General features: G+C 71.4%; 18 protein-coding genes and 1 pseudogene. 11 read left to right on the top strand and 8 right to left on the bottom strand.

Annotation, left to right across the window (positions count from 1 at the left end; genetic code table 11):
* The first annotated feature begins 13 nt into the window (after positions 1–13).
* Positions 14–535, top strand: coding sequence for an SMI1/KNR4 family protein (locus ACW69E_RS23415; RefSeq protein ID WP_457500254.1), 522 nt, complete (start codon positions 14–16; stop codon positions 533–535).
* 644 nt (positions 536–1,179) lie between these two features.
* On the top strand, positions 1,180–1,941 hold the full coding sequence (locus ACW69E_RS23410) for a hypothetical protein (RefSeq protein WP_457500253.1): 762 nt from the start codon (positions 1,180–1,182) through the stop codon (positions 1,939–1,941).
* 122 nt (positions 1,942–2,063) lie between these two features.
* Here ACW69E_RS23410 and ACW69E_RS23405 read toward each other — a convergent pair whose 3' ends face one another.
* Positions 2,064–3,632 (bottom strand): N-acetylmuramoyl-L-alanine amidase, encoded by a 1,569-nt coding sequence (locus tag ACW69E_RS23405; RefSeq protein WP_457500252.1) that lies wholly within the window; start codon positions 3,630–3,632, stop codon positions 2,064–2,066.
* A gap of 943 nt (positions 3,633–4,575) precedes the next feature.
* On the opposite strand from ACW69E_RS23405, the gene ACW69E_RS23400 reads away from it, so the two are divergent.
* A complete protein-coding gene (locus tag ACW69E_RS23400; protein ID WP_457500251.1) occupies positions 4,576–4,980 on the top strand; it encodes a hypothetical protein in 405 nt (134 codons plus the stop codon).
* Positions 4,981–5,046: 66 nt separating this feature from the next.
* Here the strand turns inward: ACW69E_RS23400 and ACW69E_RS23395 are convergent, their stop codons facing one another.
* The 3 genes from ACW69E_RS23395 to ACW69E_RS23385 all read right to left on the bottom strand — a co-directional run bounded on the left by ACW69E_RS23395 (position 5,047) and on the right by ACW69E_RS23385 (position 8,277).
* On the bottom strand, positions 5,047–6,393 hold the full coding sequence (locus ACW69E_RS23395) for an SGNH/GDSL hydrolase family protein (RefSeq protein ID WP_457500250.1): 1,347 nt from the start codon (positions 6,391–6,393) through the stop codon (positions 5,047–5,049).
* A 276-nt stretch (positions 6,394–6,669) separates the two neighbouring features.
* Positions 6,670–7,383, bottom strand: a complete 714-nt coding sequence (locus ACW69E_RS23390; protein WP_457500249.1) for a type 1 glutamine amidotransferase — start codon at positions 7,381–7,383, stop codon at positions 6,670–6,672.
* 75 nt (positions 7,384–7,458) lie between these two features.
* A complete protein-coding gene (locus ACW69E_RS23385) occupies positions 7,459–8,277 on the bottom strand; it encodes a serine hydrolase domain-containing protein (RefSeq protein WP_457500248.1) in 819 nt (272 codons plus the stop codon).
* Between the two features lie 100 nt (positions 8,278–8,377).
* Here ACW69E_RS23385 and ACW69E_RS23380 point away from each other — a divergent pair, with 100 nt between their 5' ends.
* On the top strand, positions 8,378–8,881 hold the full coding sequence (locus ACW69E_RS23380; protein ID WP_457500247.1) for a MerR family transcriptional regulator: 504 nt from the start codon (positions 8,378–8,380) through the stop codon (positions 8,879–8,881).
* Positions 8,882–8,996: 115 nt separating this feature from the next.
* On the opposite strand, the gene ACW69E_RS23375 is transcribed toward ACW69E_RS23380, so the two are convergent.
* Both ACW69E_RS23375 and ACW69E_RS23370 read right to left on the bottom strand, forming a co-directional pair.
* Entirely contained in the window at positions 8,997–9,893 is an 897-nt protein-coding gene (locus ACW69E_RS23375; protein WP_457500246.1) for a DUF4429 domain-containing protein, read from the bottom strand.
* Between the two features lie 185 nt (positions 9,894–10,078).
* On the bottom strand, positions 10,079–10,741 hold the full coding sequence (locus tag ACW69E_RS23370) for a TetR/AcrR family transcriptional regulator (RefSeq protein WP_457500245.1): 663 nt from the start codon (positions 10,739–10,741) through the stop codon (positions 10,079–10,081).
* A gap of 115 nt (positions 10,742–10,856) precedes the next feature.
* Here ACW69E_RS23370 and ACW69E_RS23365 point away from each other — a divergent pair, with 115 nt between their 5' ends.
* Together ACW69E_RS23365 and ACW69E_RS23360 are read left to right on the top strand one after the other, a co-directional pair.
* Positions 10,857–12,467 carry an MFS transporter gene (locus ACW69E_RS23365; protein ID WP_457500244.1) on the top strand — a complete coding sequence of 537 codons (1,611 nt, stop codon included), beginning with the start codon at positions 10,857–10,859 and terminating at the stop codon, positions 12,465–12,467.
* A 142-nt stretch (positions 12,468–12,609) separates the two neighbouring features.
* Positions 12,610–13,056: a peptidase inhibitor family I36 protein gene (locus ACW69E_RS23360; RefSeq protein ID WP_457500243.1), complete on the top strand. Its 447-nt coding sequence runs from the start codon at positions 12,610–12,612 to the stop codon at positions 13,054–13,056.
* Here the strand turns inward: ACW69E_RS23360 and ACW69E_RS23355 are convergent.
* Positions 13,037–13,841: pseudogene (locus tag ACW69E_RS23355) on the bottom strand (potassium channel family protein). The gene ACW69E_RS23360 and the pseudogene ACW69E_RS23355 overlap by 20 nt on opposite strands.
* A 60-nt stretch (positions 13,842–13,901) precedes the next feature.
* Between ACW69E_RS23355 and ACW69E_RS23350 the strand changes: the two are divergent.
* Positions 13,902–14,192 carry a hypothetical protein gene (locus ACW69E_RS23350; RefSeq protein ID WP_457500242.1) on the top strand — a complete coding sequence of 97 codons (291 nt, stop codon included), beginning with the start codon at positions 13,902–13,904 and terminating at the stop codon, positions 14,190–14,192.
* Positions 14,193–14,302: 110 nt separating this feature from the next.
* Here ACW69E_RS23350 and aceE read toward each other — a convergent pair whose 3' ends face one another.
* The gene (gene aceE / locus ACW69E_RS23345) at positions 14,303–17,035 is read right to left on the bottom strand and encodes a pyruvate dehydrogenase (acetyl-transferring), homodimeric type (RefSeq protein WP_457500241.1); all 2,733 of its coding nucleotides are present in this window, start codon (positions 17,033–17,035) and stop codon (positions 14,303–14,305) included.
* A gap of 420 nt (positions 17,036–17,455) precedes the next feature.
* Between aceE and ACW69E_RS23340 the strand changes: the two genes are divergently transcribed.
* The 4 genes from ACW69E_RS23340 (at position 17,456) to ACW69E_RS23325 (ending at position 19,914) form a co-directional block, all read left to right on the top strand.
* Positions 17,456–17,896, top strand: coding sequence for a DUF3052 domain-containing protein (locus tag ACW69E_RS23340; protein WP_093654740.1), 441 nt, complete (start codon positions 17,456–17,458; stop codon positions 17,894–17,896).
* Positions 17,897–18,037: 141 nt separating this feature from the next.
* Positions 18,038–18,496, top strand: a complete 459-nt coding sequence (locus tag ACW69E_RS23335; RefSeq protein ID WP_457500240.1) for a peroxiredoxin — start codon at positions 18,038–18,040, stop codon at positions 18,494–18,496.
* Between the two features lie 120 nt (positions 18,497–18,616).
* Complete coding sequence (locus ACW69E_RS23330; RefSeq protein ID WP_457500239.1) at positions 18,617–19,192, top strand: TerD family protein; 576 nt, start codon at positions 18,617–18,619, stop codon at positions 19,190–19,192.
* Between the two features lie 143 nt (positions 19,193–19,335).
* Positions 19,336–19,914, top strand: coding sequence for a TerD family protein (locus tag ACW69E_RS23325; RefSeq protein ID WP_093848968.1), 579 nt, complete (start codon positions 19,336–19,338; stop codon positions 19,912–19,914).
* Positions 19,915–19,960 lie beyond the last annotated feature (46 nt).

The following is a 19,960-nucleotide window of genomic DNA, read 5'->3' as shown; positions in this document are numbered from 1 at the left end:
AAGGGGCATAGTGGTGGCAACGCTTCCAGAGATACAAACCCTGTTGGGTGAACCCCGGTTCAACTGGTCGGATCCGGCGCCGTGGATCGAACTGGAGCAGGAACTCGGTATCGAATTTCCTGCGGACTTCCGTGAGATCGTGGACGCCTACGGTTCGATCGAGATCAACGGGCAGTTGTATCTGAAGCATCCCGCCGGTCATCTTCTTCACGATCTGGGAACGATGATCAGGAGGGATCTCGACCTCTGGCGTGACGAGGACATGATGGAATTCCTGCCGAGTCCGGTAGGGGCGAACCCCGGCGAATTGATGCCGGTGGCGACGGCCACGACGGGCGAGGCGGTTTTCCTGCGCGTTCCCGACACCCCCTCGTCGCCCTGGCGCGTCGTGGTCCAGGAGTTCGACAGTCCGGCCTGGACTCTCTATGAGATGACGTTCAGTGAGTGGTTGCTGGCTTATCTCGAGGGTAGGGACGTGACGTTGTGCTCTCGCAACCTCGCGCCCGACGGGCCGTTCTGGGAGTTCCTGCCCTGAGAGAGAGCGGTGGCGCCCCCTCCCTGAGGGGGTGCCACCGCGCTCTTGATCCGAAACTCGAAGGGCCCTGTTCGAAGACGCAGCGAATGTGCGGGCCGCCGAATATCCGCGCACGGTGTGCGGCTGGCGCCGGCAGCAGTGGAAGGAGCGGCGGTTCCCGGCGGCGAGCCGGCCCCGGGCCCGGCCGTGCGGAGGTACGCCGACGACCACTCGGGGTGCCTCTCCTCGACCACCACCTACACCTACGACGCCTTCGACCGCACGGTGACGGAGACCACCTCCGGCATCAGCGGCAAGACCCAAGGCCTTCACCTATCTGGCCATGGGTGACCAGGTGCTGCGCGAGGAGGAGCCGTACAACGCCTAGTGGTGGGGTGTCTGCCGGGTGGCCACTCGGAGGACGCAGACGAGGCCCTTCCGGAGCGCCCCACCGACGGTCCCGTCACCGCCGCTCGCCCTGGAGCAGCGCGCGGGCGTGACCGCTTGTCCGGTCCTCCGACGGTGTGACAGCGTGTGCCGACCGTGGAGCACGGGACCGCGGATGTTCCACCGGGCGGCGGCCGGTGATCGTACGGGGCCGCCTCGGCGGTGGATCCCCGCGTGTGTGCGAGACGGTGAACGGACAAGGGGAGATGGGGATTTCGGTGGGGAAGAGCAGAGTCCTCCTGGCGGCCGCGATGATGGCGCCGCTGCTGGCGCTCACGGCGGCGTGCGGTGGTTCGGACGACGCCTCCGGCAAGGACGCGGAGAAGCGGCCGGGGAGCGGGAGCAGCGCGTCGCAGGAGGCGGGGGAGCAGGACGGGAAGGCCGCGGGGCCGGTCCTCGACGAGGCTGCGCTGAAGAAGGCGCTGCTCGCCGATGGTGAGGTGAAGGGCTATCAGGTCGCCGCCGCCGACCAGGAGTCGCTGACGCCGAAGGCGGACCGGGACGAGTGCCGACCGCTGGCCGACCTGACGGCCTACGGCACCGGACGTACGCCCCGGGCGCGGGCGTTCGCCGCCCAGGGGTTCGCCGGGACGGGACAGGAGGCGGCCGGGCGGATCGTGACGGTGTCGCTGCTGTCCTACGACGGCGACGGGGCGGCCCGGACGGTGGAGGGCGTGCGGTCGGCGATCGAGGCGTGCGGCGACGGTTTCACCACCTCGGGCAACAACGGCGGGGAGACGGTCCGCTACACGGCCGTGGAGGAGACCGAGGCGCCCGGGAGCGGTGACGAGGCGGTCGCGGTGCGTCTGGTGGGCGATGCGGAGGGCACCGAGGTGCCGATGCACTTCGCGGTGGTGCGCTCCGGGGCGTCGCTGGCACAGTTCATGAGCCTGAACATCAAGTCGCCGTCGGGCGTTTCGGTGCCGCAGGACATCGTCACCGCGCAGGTGGACAAGCTCGCCGGGGCCGTGGCCGGCTGAGCGAGTGGTGAGTGCGGGACCGGCCGCCCCGGTGTCCGGGGCGGCCGGTCCTGTTCTCGGTTCCGCTCTCGGGACCGGCTCCGACTCCGTCCGGTCGCGGTGGCGGGTCAGGAGGAGGTGGGTCAGGAGGAGGCGGCCCTGGTGCGGATGGCCGGGAGCTGGGAGTAGAGGGTCGCACCCGGGCACAGGGTCGCGTAGCCGTCGCGGTGGCCGGAGATCCGGTACAGCGTCGCCCGCTGGCCGTTCTTCCAGACGCCGGTGTCGGCGGCCGCGGTGAGCGTCACCTTGCCGGCCGGGTCGGCGCCGTACAGGCCGAGCTTCCAGCCGGAGATCCGGGCGATGGCGTCCAGCGCGGCCTGGGTGGGCCGGCCGCCGTCCTCGTAGTTGCCGAGCAGGGAGACGCCCGCGGAGTTGCCGTTGAAGCCGTAGGTGTGGGCGCCCCGGACCGCCTTGTCGACACCTCCCGCACGGCCTTCGAAGATCGTGCCGCACTTGTCGACGAAGAAGTTGTAGCCGACGTCGTTCCAGCCGTTGGTCTTGACGTGGTAGGTGAGGATGCCCCGGATGATGGAGGCCGACTGGGTGCAGGTGTAGCTGTTCGTGCCGGCGGTGTGGTGGACGAAGACGGCGTCCACCCGGCTCATGTAGGAGGGCGGGTCCTCGACCAGCGACTCGTCGGCGCCCCACTGGGCGCGGCTGACGATCCGCGGCGTCTGCGTCCCGGACGGTGAGGGGGAGGGGGCCGGGGTGGTGGTGGACGGCTCACCGGTGGGTCCGGTGCTGGGGTCGGTGGAGGGTTCGCCGGTGGGCTCGGTGGAGGGCTCCGGTGTCGGTTCGCCGGTCGGTTCCCCGGTGGGGGTCGGTTCGGTGGAGGGTTCCGGGCTCGGCTCCCCGGTGGGCTCGGTGGAGGGTTCGCCGGTCGGCTCTCCGGTGGGTTCGGTGGAGGGTTCGCCGGTCGGTTCGGTGGAGGGCTCCGGGCTCGGCTCACCGGTGGGAGCCTCCGTGGTGGGCTGCTGCGACGGCTCCTGGCTGGGCTCGGGCTCCTCCGTGGGGGAGGCGGAGGCGGACGGCTCCGTGGTGGGCTCGCCCTGGCTGGGCTCCGGCTCAGGCTCCGTGGTGGGCTGCTGCGACGGCTCCTGCGAGTTCCCGCCTCCGTTCATGTCGCCGACCTTGCGCCAGCCCTTGCCGATGTCCTCGCCCAGCACGCCGGGGTCGATCATCACCAGACGCAGTCCGCCGGGCAGTTCGGCCGACTCCCCGCCTTCCGCCAGGACCCGCGCCTCGACTCCGTCGGACTCGCCGACCCACAGGGGCTCGGAGGCCCCGCGCACTCCGCTGTCCCTGCCCTCGTCGGTCTCCGGCGGCCGTATGTCGAGGTCCAGGTCCTGCCACCGCGTCCACTGTCCGCTCTGCGCGCTGCGGGTGCGGATCTGGGCGGTGCCGTCCAGTTCCGCCTCCGGGTCCTCCCAGGAGACGCCGAGCATGGAGAAGGGCCGGGTGTCCTTGCGCGGCACCGAGCGCTTCCCCGGGTCGCCGCCCTGGAACGTCTCGGTGTACGCGGCCACGGGCCGCATCCTCTCGCTGCGGGCCTGCTCGTCCGAGGTGTCCGAGGTGGTGGCGACGGCGACCGTCGTCACCACCGACCCCCCGAGCACGACGGAGCCGACCGCCAGCCAGGTCCGGCGCTTCATGTCCGCCGGCCTGCGGCCGCGGCCTCTGTTCGATCCCACGTGTTCCAAACCCCCTCTGGAAGATCCCGGTGCGTCCGGCGGCCGCCGCTCCGTCTCCGTCCGTTCGGCGGTCGGCGGGTCCGGGCCCGGACGCGGACAGTGGACGGGAACGGCCGTACGAGCGGCACGGGCCGCGTGCGGCGGCTCGTCGTACGCGCCGGGCCCTGTGGTCGCCGGCGGCTTCCGCTCCTGATGGCCGCGGCACGCCTGTCGTTCCTGCCGTTCCCGGGGTGCGATGACGAGCCCCGGCTCAGGGCAGCGGCGACACCGCGACCGGTACGCACGGCAGATCGGTGTGCGCCCGGCCTTCCGTCCACTGTCGGACGGGCCGGTTATACCCCAGGGCATCACCGTGCGTCACTCGTGAGGAGGAAAGCCGGAAAGGGCGCATAGCGGTGTGCCGAAGAGGGGCGGGAGCCGACGGCCACCGGTTCCGGTGCGGACGGCGGCCACCGTCCGCACCGGAACCGGAGTACGGGGAAAGTCCGCCTCCCACCAGGAGGTTCATAAGAGCCGGCGCCGGGACCGAGGTGGTGCCGGCCGAGTGTGGGCGGGGTTCCGCATGGCCGCCCCCAGCGCGTGCGCCCCGGTGCCGCCCGGGAGTCGGCGGAGGTCGTGTACGGCTGAAGTTCACGCGGAATTCCCCTGGGCCCGGGAGTGGCGTGGCTGCTCACCCCGGCGAGGAGCGGGGAGTTCCGCTGACACCGCGTAAACGTGAGTACCGCCACACCGTGAGGGCGTGACCAGGCAGTATGCGGCGGCGCTTGGTGAGGAGGAGGGGATGGAACCCTCTCCCGGGTGGCGTCCGGCGTGCCGCCGCCCGGTGCCGAGCCGAACGCGAGGGGAGACGCTCATGGGCACGGAGACCACGGCGAGACCCACGGCCGGAAGGATGCGCGGGCATGTGGCGAGGTTCGTCACGGACCTGACCTCGGGGAGGGCCGGGCACCGACTGCCCCTGGACTACTCGGTGAACAGCCTGCGCATCGTGGACGCGGTGATCGAGGGCATGCGCCGCCAGGGTGCGGAGCCCGACGGTCGCGTGGCGGAGGCCCTGTTCGGTCTGGGCGGGTACCTGGGGGAGGTGATGGTCCGGCGGGCCGGGGCGGTGTGGGTGGACTTCGACGCCGGACAGCGCGAGCGGTTCGGGCAGCCGATGGGTGTGCGGATGCCCGACGGACGTGTGTGGAATCCGCTGGGCAGAGTGGCCAACCGATTCGAGTACGGCTCGCGGGAGTCGGTGCGGACGTTCTACCTGATGCTGCACGGCCGGCACCGTCCCGGTGAGGCCGGCTCCGACGCCGCCTGACGGCTTCGGCCCGTCCACGGCCGCACAGGCGGTGGCCGTGGACGGGCCGGTGGCCGCGCGGTCGGCCTAGCGGAACAGGCGCCCGGGTACGGCGGCGGCCAGCCGGCCGTAGCCGGCGGGGTTCAGATGGAGCCAGTCGCCGTCGTGGAGGCCGGGGTGGAGCCGCTCGGGGTCGGCGGGATCGCGGACGGCGCGGTCGAAGTCGACGACGGAGTCGAAGCGGCCGCTGGTGCGGATCCATTCGTTGACCGTCCGCCGGGCGCGTTCGCGGTGCCCGGCCGGGTCGTCGTACATCTCGTTGCCGCCGAAGGGCAGCAGCGTCGCGCCGTGGACCGCGATGCCGTGGGCGTGGGCGCGGGTGACGATCTGCTCGTAGGCGGCGATCAGGTCGGCCGCGACCCGCTTCTGAGCGGCCTCGGTGGCCGCGGCGGTGCCGATGTCGTTGACGCCCTCGAAGACGATCAGCGATTCCACCCCGGTCTGTGCCAGCACGTCGCGGTCCAGCCGGGCCAGGACGTTGGGGCCCAGCCCGTCGTTGAGGACGCGGTTGCCGCCGGCGGCCTGGTTGAGGACGGCGAGGCGGGCGGTGCCGCGGCGGATCTGAAGCCGGTCGAACCACTGGTCCGTCCAGCGGTCGTTGCCGTTGGTGGTGGAGCCGCGGCCGTCGGTCAGGGAGTCGCCCAGGACGGCGACCGCCCGGGTGGACCTCGCCGACCACGTCTCGACCCCACTGAGGAAGTACCAGTGGTCGGTCGCCGTCGCGCCCGGCAGCTCCTCGGCGGCGAGGTGGTCGCCGCGCAGGAGGTGGGAGGTGGTCCGGGAGCCGGGATGGGAGGTGATGTCGTTCGACGCCTGGCCGTCGGCCAGATAGAGGGTGACGGCGAGATTGGTGCCTGCGGCCACCTTCACGTCCACCGGGTCGGAGACCACCTGTGCTCCGACCGGGACGAGAGCCGAGGGCCTGCCGCTGAAGGTCAGCGGGCGGGCGGTGCCCGGGCGTATCGCGTCGGTCCCGGCCTTCCCGCCTTCGGGGAAGGCCACGGAGGCGGCTGTGATGGGCAGGTCCGCGCCGCCGAAGGCGTTGGAGAAGCGCAGCCGCACCTTGTCGCCGCCGACCGTGACGCGGACGGTCTGCCGCAGCGTGGTGTCCTCCATGACCAGCCCCTCCCGGGTGAAGGGGGCGGGCGGCATGTTGTGGGGCTCGGTGAGCTGCGGCATCGACGTCCAGGTGTTCACCCAGTGCCGCGCGGCCCTCTTCGACGCCGCCGGAGAGGCGGAGGCGTGGGTGCCCGCGCGGTCCCCGGAGCCGGGAGCCGTGTTGTCCAGGGCACCGGTGGCGTGGGAGGTCACGAGCACGGTCGCCGCGAGGGCTCCCGCGGTGAGCAGGCTCGTCAGGGACGATCTCCGTCTCATGGGCACTGCGACCTCCAGGGTCCGTCGCCGTCCGGTGGGCGTGAGCGACCCTAATGGGCTCGGGCGGAAAGACAAGAGGAATTCGTGAACTCGCCTGATTAATTTGCTCTGTGGGAGGTTGGGAGGATGCTGGAGAGCCCCGGGCCGGGCCTTGTGGGCCACCCGGGGCGAGGGTGACGGGCAGGAGAGTTTGCGACCGTGTCCGCGGCTTCGCCGGACGGCAGGTCGCACGGGCCGGCCGCTCAGCCGTCGCGACCGCTCAGCCGTCGCGACCGCTCAGCCGTCGCGTACGAGCGAGGCGAAGCGGAGGGCGACGGCGCGCCACACCCCGGCCGAGGCCGGTTCGTCGGCCTCCGCCCGGCGTACGGTCCCGGCGGGATCGAAGCCCAGGCGCCGCAGCCGCTCCGGGTCCCACGCCCTTACCCGCGCGGCCGTCACCTCGGGGTGGAACTGCGTGCCCCACGCCCGGCCGCCCACGGCGAACGCCTGGTACGGGCACCGTTCGCTCCGCGCCAGCCACCGGGCGCCCGGCGGGAGTTCGGTGATGGCGTCGACATGGTTCTCGATCGCGGCGGTACGGTCGGGCAGCCCGTGGAAGAGGGGGTCGTCCGCCGCCTCGGGACGCAGCGCCAGCGGTGTGCTGCCGACCTCCGGCTCGCCGTGCTCCGCCGTGACCTCACCGCCCGCGACCTGGGCCAGCATCTGGCCGCCCAGGCAGATCCCGAACACCGGGGTGCCGCCGTCCAGCGCCTCGGCGACCAGGGCGCGGGTGGGGGCCAGCCAGGGGGCGCGCGTGTCGTCGTCCGGCAGGTAGCCGCCGCCGAGGACGAGGACGCCTTGGTGGCCGTCCGTCCGGGCGGGCAGCGGGGCGCCGTCGTAGGCGCGGACGACGTCCAGCGCCACACCGCCCTCGGCCAGCCAGGCGCCGAACCGGCCCGGCCCGCCGTTCGGGGTGTGCTGCACCGCCAGTACGCGCGGCTGCCCGCCCATGTGCCCGCTCCTTCCCGCGGCGGCCCGCGGCCGGCGCGTGGTCGGTCCGTGCCGACCGGCGCCGGTCGGCGTGTCTCAGTGCCCGCGCAGTTCGGCCAGCACCGCGTCGGTGAACGGCGGCCACGCCTCGACGGCCCAGGGGCCGAACGCCCGGTCCGCCAGGACCACACAGGCGGCGCCCGCGTCCGGGTCCACCCACAGGAACGTACCCGCCTGTCCGAAGTGGCCGAAAGTACGCGGCGAGGAGGAGGCGCCCGTCCAGTGCGGGGACTTGCCGCCGCGGATCTCGAAGCCCAGGCCCCAGTCGTTGGGCTTCTGATTGCCGTAGCCGGGCAGGACGCCGGGCAGACCGGGGAAGACCACGGAGGTGGCCTCCGTGACGGTGCGAGGATCCAGCAGGCGCGGGGCCTGGAGCTCGGCGGCGAAGCGGACCAGATCGGCCAGGGTGGAGACGCCGTCCTTGGCCGGGGAGCCCGGCAGGTCGGTGGCGGCCATGCCCAGGGGGACGAGGACGGCCTGGCGCAGATACTCGGGGAAGAGGATGCCGGTGGCCTTGGCGATGTGGTCGCCGAGCACCTCGAAACCGGTGTTGGAGTAGATCCGGCGGGTGCCCGCGGCGGCCATCGTGCGCTGCTCGTCGAAGGCCAGACCGGAGGTGTGGGCGAGCAGGTGCCGCACCGTCGAGCCCTCGGGGCCGGCCGGCTCGTCCAGCTCGATCGCGCCCTCCTCGACGGCGATCAGCGCCGCGTACGCCGCCAGCGGCTTGGTGACCGAGGCGAGCGCGAAGCGGTGACCGGCGGGGCCGTGCGTCCCGGCCACCGTGCCGTCGGCGGTCACGACGGCCGCCGCCGCCGTCGTGACCGGCCAGTTCTCGATCATGCGCAGGCTGTCCATGCCCCTGAGCCTAACGTGGGGCCCGGTGGGCAGGCGTGGCGGGATTTCGCCCTCGTTATTCGCTTGCCTGGAGCGCACTCGAACTCCGTAGCGTTCCCCCATGACCGTGACGCAGACGCAGGTGCAGACGGGGACGGACACGGACACGGAGGCCGGCGGGGAGACCGGGGAGCCGCTGACGGACGTGTGCGCGGCGGCCGAGGTGCCCCACCCGCGGCCGGCCGGGCGGGACCGCTACACGATCAGTGAGGTCGCCGCGATCACCGGCCTGAGCGCCCACACGCTGCGCTGGTACGAGCGGATCGGGCTGATGCCGCACATCGACCGCTCCCACACCGGACAGCGCCGCTTCACCAACCGCGACCTGGACTGGCTGGCCTTCGTCGGCAAGCTGCGCCTGACGGGAATGCCGGTGGCGGACATGGTGCGCTACGCGGAACTGGTGCGCGCGGGCGACCACACCTTCGAGGAGCGGCAGGAGTTGCTGCGCGCGACCCGCGAGGACGTCAGCCGCAGGATCGACGAGCTGCGGAGCACGCTGGCGGTACTCGACTTCAAGATCGACTTCTACGCGGACGCCCGCCGGGCGTCGGAGAGGTTCTGAGGAACCGGACGAGCCGGGGAACGGAAGGGAACGGATCGCCGGGCCGGGCCCCGGCCCGGCGGGAGCGGGCCCGTCGTGCCTCACGGCCCGTCGTGGCCACGGCGCCCGGCAGAGCTCACAACTCGGCGAGGAGCTCGGCCTTCTTCGCGCTGAACTCCTCGTCGGTGAGCAGCCCGGCCCCGTGCAGCTCGCCCAGATGCCGGATGCGGTCGGCGATGTCGGCGGGGGCGGGCCGGAACGTGGCGACCGGATCCGCCGAGCGGGAGACGGGAGCCGCCGCCTCCGGCACCGGGGCGGGCTCGGCCGCCCGTACCGCCTCCAGCACCGAGGCCGCCAGCGGCAGCGACTCGTGCACCAGGCCGTAGCCGAGGCCGAAGACGACGGCGGCCGGATCCTGGTCGGCCTCCGGGTGCTCCCCGTCCTCCGGCTCGCCGCGGCGGATCAGCCGCAGATGGCCGCCCACGACCTCCGGCGAACGCCATCGGACGCCCTGCAACTCGCCGACCGGGAAAGACTGGTCGCCCGCCTTCCACTTCGCGGAGGAGGCCCCGGTCCAGAACCAGCGGAAGGAGACCGCCCGGCCGTCGAAGGAGACCTTGCCGTCGTACGCCTTGAACTGCAGCGGAGCGGCGGGCGCGGCGACCAGATGGCGGTCGGCCGGCTCCTGTGCCCGGGGACCGAGCACGGAGAACAGCTCGCTGACCCAGGCGGCGGCCAGGGGCTCGTGCTCGGCGGGGAGCACCAGGCGGTACGGGTCGCTGGTCTCCCTGAGCTGCCCGGCGGCGGCCTCCACCAGCGGATCGGCGCCCGGGCGCGGCTCGGCGCGCAGCACCACCGTGCCCCGTCTGGTGCCGGGGGCCAGCTCGACGGACCTCAGCGCCTCGTAGGGGACGCGCCGCTCACCGAGCACATGGAACAGCTTCGGAGTGCGAATGCCCCGTTCGAAGCGGATGAGCACGGAGTCGGTGTCGAACTCCCAGGAGGAGTTAATTCCGGCCAGCACGTCACCCATACGGGTCATCGTATGCGTCGGCGCCCGGGTCTTCCTCCCCCGCCGTGCCGCACACGTCACACCTCGTCCACCCGGTGGCAGCCGCCCGTACCGACGGCCGTCATGCCGGCCGGGCCGCCGGCGCCCGCCCGCGTCCGGGCCGTGCGGCCACCGGCAGCGGGTGGGCCGCGGTGGGACGGTTGGCGTCACCCCCGGCGCTGAGGAACGTCCTGCCCGCTGCCGCCGGCGGGCCGCCAGTCCTCCGCCAGAGCGGGGCCGAGCCGGTCGAGATGCTCCTGGAAGACCCTGCGGGCCCCCTCCACCGTGATGTCCCGGCCGGCGGCCCAGCGGCGTCCCGCGAGCCGGAGCACGCCGGCGAAGGCCGCGACCAGCACCCGCGGCCGCGGATCGTGTTCGGGATCGACGCCGGCACGGCGGGCGATCTCGGCGGCGAGCCGCTCCTCCTGTTCCGTGGAGTGCCGCAGATGGGCCGCCACCAGGGCGGGGGTCGTCTCGATGACCTGCCACATCCTCATGTAGACCCCGAGCGGTACGACCTCCTGGATGGCGTCGCCGATACGGTTCCAGGCGGTGCCGAGCGCGTTGCCCAGGACCTGCAGGGGCGCCTCGTCGGCGGGGCGCTCCCGGACGGCGGTGAAGAACCGCTCCTCGACCGTCCGCAGGAGGGCGAAGGCAACCTCCTCCTTGCTGGCGAAGTAGCGGAAGAACGTCCGCTGGGAGACGTCCACGGCGGCGGCGATCTCGTCGATCGTGGTGCGCTCGTATCCCTGGGCGACGAACAGTTCGTGCGCCGTGCGGACCAGTGCGTCCCGGGTGCGCTGCTTCTTGCGCTCGCGCAGTCCGGCCACCCGGCCACCTCCTGCCGTCTCGAAAGGTGCCGGTCACCCTACCCGTGAGCCGGCCTTCAACTGGTGGGCACATGATCGCTTCCAAAGTGTCAGTCGCTGACATTAGGCTCCGGCCATGACTTCCGACACGGTCCCCGTCACTCCCGGCGCGGCAAAGTCCCCGGGGCCCGGCGCCGCCCCCGGCCGCACCGGGTTGCGCGGCCACCCCTGGCTGACCCTCCTGGCCGTCGCGCTCGGCGTGGTGATGGTCACCCTGGACGGCACCATCGTCGCCATCGCCAACCCGGCCATTCAGCAGGATCTCGGCGCCTCGCTCGCCGACGTCCAGTGGATCACCAACGGCTACCTGCTCGCCCTGGCCGTCGCACTGATCACCGCCGGAAAACTCGGGGACCGCTTCGGCCACCGCCAGACCTTCCTCGTGGGCATCGTCGGCTTCGCCGCCACATCCGGCGCCATCGGACTGTCCGAGGGCGTCGCGATGGTCATCGCCTTCCGGGTGCTCCAGGGGCTGTTCGGCGCCCTGCTGATGCCGGCCGCCCTGGGCCTGCTGCGCGCCGCGTTCCCGGCCGAGAAGCTCAACATGGCGATCGGTGTCTGGGGTGCGGTGATCGGCGCCTCCACCGCGGCCGGCCCCATCGTCGGCGGTCTGCTGGTCGAGCACGTGAACTGGGAGTCGGTCTTCTTCATCAACGTTCCGGTGGGACTGCTGGCCGTGCTCCTGTGCCTGGCGATCCTGGTGGACCACCGGGCGGAGAACGCGCCCGGGTCCTTCGACGTCCCCGGCGTCGCCCTGCTGTCGGGCGCGATGTTCTTCCTGGTGTGGGGCATCATCAAAGCGCCCGAGTGGGGGTGGGGCGACAACGCGACGGTGTGGTGCCTGGTGATCGCGGCGCTGACCCTGCTGGCCTTCCTGGTGTGGGAGAGCGTGGCGGACGAGCCCCTGCTGCCGCTGAGGCTGTTCCGCTCCGTCCCGCTCTCGGCGGGCACCGTGCTGATGGTCCTGATGGCCTTCGGTTTCATGGGCGGCCTCTTCTTCGTCACCTTCTACCTCCAGAACGTCCACGGAATGAGCCCGGTGGACAGCGGGCTGCACCTGCTGCCGATGACCGCGATGATGATCGTCGCCTCGCCCGTGGCCGGAGGACTGATCACCAAGGTCGGCCCGCGCCTCCCGCTGGTCGGCGCGATGCTGGTCACCGCGATCGCGATGTTCGGCCTGTCCACCCTGGAGGGGGGCACCGGCACCCTCGAGATGTCGCTGTGGTTCGGCCTCCTCGGTCTCGGCCTCGCTCCGGTGATGGTGGGCGCCACCGAGGTCATCGTGGGCAACGCCCCGCTGGAGCACGCCGGGGTCGCCGGCGGCCTCCAGCAGGCCGCCATGCAGGTCGGCGGCAGCCTCGGCACGGCCGTCCTGGGCGCGGTGATGGCCTCCCGGGTGCACGAGACCCTGCCCGGGAAGTGGGCCGAGGCCCAGCTTCCCCCGCTGCCGCCGCAGGACGCCGAACTGCTGGGGGAGGCCGCCGAACTGGGCATCGTCCCGCCCGCCCCCGCCGGAACCCCCGCGCAGGCGGCCGAGGCCATGGGCCGGGTGGTGCACGACTCCTTCCTCTCCGGCATGGGACTGGCCTTCACCCTCGCCGGGATCGTGGCAGTCCTGGCCGCGGGCATCGCGCTGTTCACCAGGGGCGGCCAGCATGACACGGTTCCCTCGGTGCACGTCTGACCCGGTGGGAGCCTGTGGACAACCGGGAGGTTGTGGACAACTCCGTTACCCGTCCTGGTGAAACGGCCGGTCTGCCCTTGGCAGGCCGGCCGGCCCGTGTCGAAGCTGATCGCACAACGACCGACACGGGGGAGAGACCCACATGCGTCACGTACACCGCACTCACCGCGTCCGCGCCCACCGCGTCCGCACCAGTCCCGGCCACAGGGCCCGCCGGGCCGCACTGCCCGCGGTTCTGGCCGTGGCCGCCGCGGTGCTCACGGTCCTGACACCGCAGACGGCCGTGTCGGCGGCAGCGCCGGCACCGCGGCTGGGGGAGTGCGCGGTCGGGGAGCTGTGCCTGTGGGAGCGTGCGGATTTCAAGGGACCGCGCCGCACCCACGAACTGGCGGACACCGACATCGAGAGCTGCGTGCCGCTGCCGAAGGGCACCTCCGCGGCCTCGCTCGCCAACCGCACCGGGCGGCCCGTCACGACCTACCAGAGCGCGGAGTGCGCCGAGACCGGCGAGTTCAACACCTACCCGTCGGGCAGTTGGGCGCCGCGGACGGAGTATCGGGTGCGGGCCGTCAAGATCTGGGAGAGCTGACGTGGCCCGCCGCGCCCGTGACCGTCCCGTCCTCGTGGCCGCCGGAGCCCGTGGGCCCGCCCCGCAGCTCCGCGACCTCCGCCCGCAGAGCACGTACCTCGGCGGTCAGGTCCTCGATCGCCGCGGTCTGCCGCCGTTCCGCGGCGTCCTCCTCGTCGAACCGGGCGATGAACCAGGCCGCGATATTGGCGGTGACCACACCGAGCAGCGCGATCCCGGAGAGCATCAGTCCGATGGCCAGCAACCGGCCCAGACCGGTGGTCGGCGCCAGATCACCGTAACCCACCGTGGTCATGGTGGTGAAGGACCACCACACCGAGTCACCGAGTGTCCTGATGTTGCCGTTCGGGGAGTTCCGCTCCACCTCCAGGACGGCCAGCGACCCGAACACCAGCAGTCCCAGGCACGAGCCGGCCACATAGGTGGTCACACGCACCCGGGAGGCCATCCGGGTCCGCTGCCCGACCAGCAGCAGCGCGGAGACCAGACGCGGCAGGCGCAGCGGCTGGAGCAGAGGGAGCAGCACGGCCAGCAGCGCGAGGGGCTGGCTGCGCACGAAGGCCCACCGTCGCGGGGCCAGCCTGAGCCGTACCGCGTAGTCCAGTGCGAACGCCGCCCAGACCCCCCCACTCCACAGCCCTGCACGCGTCCCGTACCCACGGAGCGAGGTCCGTGCGCACGATCGGTATGGCATAGGCGACGGCGAAGAGGACGGACAGCAGCAGTGGTCCCTGCGTCCGGCGTTCCCAGCGTTCCTTGGCCCGTATGTCCGCCATGCCCGGCATCGTACGGGGCCCCCGGGGTATCCGAAGCCACAGCCCGGTCCGACGACCCTGGGAGGGAAGATGACGGGCACGCGGTACTTCGAAGGCAAACGGCGTGGCGGCGGAGACCTCACCGGGGACGAGCGTTCGACGTTCGGCGTCATCGGTGCGGTCTGCGCGGTCCTCGGGCTCTTCGTGATGGGGTTCGTACTCGGTCCCATCGCGATGGTCTGCGGCTGGCTCGCCATGGGACGCCGCTGGAACACCCGGTCGAAGGCGGCGGTGGTGGCCGTGGTCCTGGGCGCGCTGGACACCGTCTTCGGCCTGATATGGCTCCTCACCGCCTCCGGCTCGTGGGGGCTGTGGCTGTGACGGGCGCGGCGGCGCGCAGCACATGACGTGCCCGGCCCCGGCTCGGAAGCCGGGGCCGGGCACATCAGCGGCACATCGGTGAATTCCGCGGCCGTGGCCGCGGGCGGAGATCAGGCGTCCCCGCCCGCCGGGCCGGGGTCGGCGGCGGTCACATCGAGCAGCCGGTAGCGGTCGATGGCCTGCTTGAGCACCGAGCGGTCCACCTTCCCCTCCCCGGCCAGCTCGGTGAGCACGCCCAGGACGATCGACTCGGCGTCGATGTGGAAGAAGCGCCGGGCCGCGCCACGGGTGTCGGCGAAGCCGAAGCCGTCGGCGCCCAGCGACTGGTAGCGGTTCGGCACCCAGCGGGCGATCTGGTCGGGCACCGAGCGCATCCAGTCCGAGACGGCCACCACCGGGCCCTCGGTCCCCTGGAGCTTGCGGGTCACATACGGCACACGCTGCTCCTCCTCCGGGTGCAGCAGGTTGTGCCGCTCGACCGAGACCGCCTCGCGGCGCAGCTCGTTCCACGAGGTCGCCGACCAGACGTCCGCCCGTACGTTCCAGTCCTCGGCGAGGATGCGCTGGGCCTCCACGGCCCAGGGCACCGCCACGCCGGAGGCGAGGATCTGCGCCGGGATCGTCCCGGCCTCGCCCTGCCGGTAGCGGTACAGCCCCTTGACGATGCCCTCGGCGTCCACGCCCTCGGGCTCGGCGGGCTGCTTGATCGGCTCGTTGTAGACGGTCAGGTAGTAGAAGACGTCCTCGGCGTTCTCGCCGTACATCCGGCGCAGGCCGTCCTGCACGATGTGGGCGATCTCGAAGCCGAAGGCCGGGTCGTAGGCGACGCAGGCCGGGTTGGTCGAGGCCAGGAGCTGGGAGTGGCCGTCGGCGTGCTGCAGGCCCTCGCCGGTCAGTGTGGTGCGGCCGGCGGTGGCACCGAGCACGAAGCCCCGCGCGAGCTGGTCGGCCATCTGCCAGAACTGGTCACCGGTGCGCTGGAACCCGAACATCGAGTAGAAGACGTAGACCGGGATCAGCGGCTCGCCGTGGGTGGCGTGGGCCGAGCCCGCCGCGATCAGCGAGGCCGTGCACCCAGCCTCGGAGATGCCGTCGTGCAGCATCTGGCCGTTGGGGGACTCCTTGTACGCCAGCAGCAGCTCGCGGTCCACCGACTCGTAGGTCTGTCCCAGCGGGTTGTAGATCTTGGCCGACGGGAAGAAGGAGTCCATTCCGAAGGTGCGGTACTCGTCGGGGGCGATCAGCACGAACCGCTTGCCGATCTCCTTGTCCCGCATCAGGTCCTTCAGCAGCCGTACGAACGCCATCGTGCTGGCGACCTGCTGCTGGCCGGAGCCCTTCTTCACCGTGGCATAGGTCTTGTCGCCCGGCAGTACCAGCGGCTTGGAGCGGTCCACGCGCCTGGGCGTGAAGCCGTCCAGCTCGCGCCGCCGGTCGTGCATGTACTGGATCTCCTCCGAGTCCCGCCCCGGGTGGTAGTAGGGGGGCAGGCCGGACTCCAGCTCCTTGTCGGCGATCGGCAGGTGCAGCCGGTCGCGGAAGCGCTTGAGGTCCTCGACCGTCAGCTTCTTCATCTGGTGGGTGGCGTTGCGGCCCTCGAAGTTCGGGCCGAGCGTCCAGCCCTTGACCGTCTGCGCCAGGATCACCGTCGGCTGGCCCTTGTGCTCCCGGGCCGCCTTGTAGGCCGCGTACACCTTGCGGTGGTCGTGACCGCCGCGTCCCAGGTGCAGGATCTGCTCGTCGGTCATGTTCTCGACCATCTTCCGCAGCCGGTGGTCGCCGCCGAAGAAGTGCTCGCGGATGTACGCGCCGGTCTCGGTGGCGTACGTCTGGAACTGACCGTCGGGAGTGGTGTTCAGCTTGTTGACCAGCACGCCGTCGCGGTCCTGCGCCAGCAGCGGGTCCCAGGAGCGGTCCCAGATGACCTTGATCACGTTCCAGCCGGCGCCGCGGAAGGCCGACTCCAGCTCCTGGATGATCTTGCCGTTGCCGCGCACCGGACCGTCGAGCCGCTGGAGGTTGCAGTTGACCACGAAGGTCAGGTTGTCCAGACCCTCACGCGCGGCCAGGGAGAGCTGCCCCAGGGACTCGGGCTCGTCCATCTCGCCGTCGCCGAGGAAGGCCCACACATGGCAGTTGGAGGTGTCGGCGATCCCGCGCGCCTGCATGTAGCGGTTCATCCGGGCCTGGTAGATCGCCCCGATCGGACCGAGCCCCATGGAGACGGTCGGGAACTCCCAGAAGTCCGGCATCGACCGCGGGTGCGGGTAGCTGGACAGCCCGTCGGGCGCCTTCGACTTCTCCTGGCGGAACCCGTCGAGCTGCGCCTCGGTGAGCCGGTCCAGCATGAAGGCGCGGGCGTAGATGCCGGGGGAGGCGTGGCCCTGGAAGAAGATCTGGTCGCCGCCGTCACCGCCGTCCTTGCCGCGGAAGAAGTGGTTGAAGCCCACGTCGTACAGCGAGGCCGAGGAGGCGAAGGTGGCGATGTGGCCGCCCACCCCGATGCCCGGCCGCTGAGCGCGCGAGACCATCACGGCCGCGTTCCAGCGGGTCGCGTTGAGAATCTTGCGTTCGATCTCCTCGTTGCCGGGGAAGAACGGCTCGTCCTTGGTCGCGATGGTGTTGACGTAGTCCGTGCTGCGCATCTCCGGCACGGCCACACGCTTCTCGCGGGCGCGCTCGATGAGGCGGAGCATCAGGTAGCGGGCACGTTCCCGGCCCCGCTCGTCGACGGCGGCGTCGAGCGAGTCGAGCCATTCCCGGGTCTCCTCGGGATCGAAGTCCGGGACCTGGCTGGGAAGGCCACCAATGATGATCGGGTTGCGATCGGATCCGGAAGCCACGCTGTTCCTTCGCTGTTCGGTCTTGCTCTGCTGGGATGTCGCGCCGTCTCCCATCGTGTACCGCTGGGGCGGATACGTCATCTCTACCGAGGGGTAACCCCACTCCGTGAGACGCCCGGGTGCCCGGGCCGGTGCGGCCGGGGCGTGAGTCGGCCGAACGGCAACCCTACGCCCAAGGCGGTCGCGGCCCGCGCACGGCCGTTCGATCCCAGTCTTATTCCCCACTCATTGGGGCAAAATAGGCGTACGGGTGTGCCGTGCGCCACAGCGGTTCAGGCGGTGTGCGGCGACACGTCAACGTTTGGGCGGGATCAGCGGCCGGGTACTTGCGCGATCGGTCCAGCCCGTGTGGACTACGCCCAATGCTCCGCGCGCCCGCGCGGGCACCACCTACTTTCGAAAGATGACAGGAGGCAATCCGTGAGCGCGACCGCGGACCACGCGGAGGAGCGGACCAACCCTGCCGCAAGGCTGGGTTTCCAGCCCGGGCAGGTGGTCCAGGAGCTCGGTTACGACGACGACGCCGAGCAGGCCCTCCGCGAGGGAATCGAGGCCATCACGGGCCAGGAACTCGTCGACGAGGACTACGACGACATGGCCGACGCCGTGGTGCTGTGGTTCCGCGAGGATGACGGCGACCTGACGGACGCGCTGGTGGACGCCATCACGTTGGTCGAGGACGGTGCCCCGGTCTGGCTGATGACGCCGAAGACCGGACGGCCCGGGTACGTCGAGCCGAGCGAGATCGGCGAGGCGGCCCAGACCGCCGGCCTGGCCCAGACCAGCACCGTCAACGCCGGCAAGGACTGGACCGGCAACCGTCTGGTCACCCCGAAGACCGCCCGCACCGGCAAGCGGTGACCCGCCACTGACCCCCGGCCTCTTCGAAGACCGGGCCGAGCCCCCGGTACGGCGCCCGCCGTACCGGGGGCTCGCGTTTTCGGGAGCCGTACGGGCCCTGCGTAGGGTGGGGGCGTCACCTACACCGAAGGGAACGCGTCCATGGCGATCGAGGTGGGCACCAAGGCCCCGGAGTTCGAGCTGAGGAACCAGCACGGCGAGACCGTGCGGCTCGCGGACTTCAAGGGCGAGAAGAACGTCGTCCTGCTCTTCTACCCCTTCGCCTTCACCGGGGTGTGCACCGGCGAGCTGTGCGCCCTGCGCGACGAACTGCCCCGCTTCGTCAACGACGACGTCCAGCTCCTGGCCGTCTCGTGCGACTCCCCCTTCACGCTGCGCGTCTTCGCGGAGCAGGAGGGGCTCGACTACCCGCTGCTGTCGGACTTCTGGCCGCACGGCGACACCGCCCGCGAGTACGGCGTCTTCGACGAGGAGAAGGGGTGCGCGGTGCGCGGGACCTTCATAATCGACAAGGAGGGCGTGGTGCGCTGGGCGGTCGTCAACGCGCTGCCCGACGCACGTGACCTGAACGAGTACGCCAAGGCCCTCGAGAACCTGTGAGGCCATGCACTCGCAGGGCCGTGTATGGGCCGGGAACCGATCACTAGGATCGGCTCGTTATCGAACGGCATCCACGCAACGGGGGCACATCGTGCTCCTTACGACCAAACGGGAGGACTCGTGGGAGTCAGCCTCAGCAAGGGCGGCAACGTCTCGCTGACCAAGGAAGCCCCCAACCTGACCGCCGTGATCGTCGGTCTCGGCTGGGACGCCCGTACCACCACGGGCACGGACTTCGACCTGGACGCCAGCGCGCTGCTGACGAACGCCGAGGGAAAGGTCGTCTCCGACCGGCATTTCGTCTTCTTCAACAACCTCACCAGCCCCGACGGCTCCGTGGAGCACACCGGTGACAACCTCACCGGTGAGGGCGAGGGCGACGACGAGGTCATCAAGGTGAACCTCGCCGGGGTGCCCGCGGAGGTGACCAAGATCGTCTTCCCGGTGTCGATCTACGAGGCCGAGACCCGCCAGCAGAGCTTCGGCCAGGTCCGCAACGCCTACATCCGCGTGGTGAACCAGGCCGACAACAAGGAGCTGGCGCGCTACGACCTGAGCGAGGACGCCTCCACCGAGACCGCGATGGTCTTCGGCGAGCTGTACCGCCACGGCGCGGAGTGGAAGTTCCGGGCCATCGGCCAGGGCTACGCCTCCGGCCTGCGCGGTATCGCGCAGGACTTCGGGGTGAACGTCTGAGACCTGTCGGTCACCTCCTGCCGCCGGTCGGTTCCACCCGATCCCGGCAGTCTCCGGCGCCGCAGACTTCCGTGTCCGGAAGGTATGCGGCGCCGGATGTTCTGGGAACACTGGGCGCATCACATCGGGAGAGGATCAGCAACATGGGCGTCACGCTCGCCAAGGGGGGCAATGTCTCCCTCTCCAAGGCCGCACCGAACCTGACCCAGGTCCAGATCGGGCTGGGCTGGAAGGCCCGCTCCACCACGGGCGCGGACTTCGACCTGGACGCCAGCGCGCTGCTGTGCGCGGGCGGCCGGGTGCTCGGTGACGAGTACTTCGTCTTCTACAACAACCTCACCAGCCCCGAGGGATCGGTCGAGCACACGGGCGACGAACTGGTCGGCGGCACGGGCGGCGGCGACGACGAGACGATCCTGGTGGACCTCACCCAGGTGCCCCAGCAGGCCGACAAGGTGGTCTTCGCGGTGTCGATCCACGACGCCGAGGCCCGCAGGCAGAGCTTCGGCCAGGTCACCGACGCCTACATCCGCGTGGTGAACCAGGCCGACGGCAACGAGCTGGCGCGCTACGACCTCACCGAGGACGCCTCCTCCGAGACGGCGATGATCTTCGGGGAGCTCTACCGGTACGGGGGCGAGTGGAAGTTCCGGGCCGTCGGCCAGGGGTATGCGTCAGGACTGCGTGGCATCGCCCTAGACTTCGGAGTAAACGTTTCGTAAAGCGGGTCGCGCGGCGGCTCCACACCGCTCACGGCGTGGGGGGATT

This window comes from Streptomyces sp. SS8 (genome assembly GCF_054072955.1).
The sequence above is the reverse complement of the archived record's forward strand: the minus strand, read 5'-3'. Positions and strand labels throughout refer to the sequence as shown.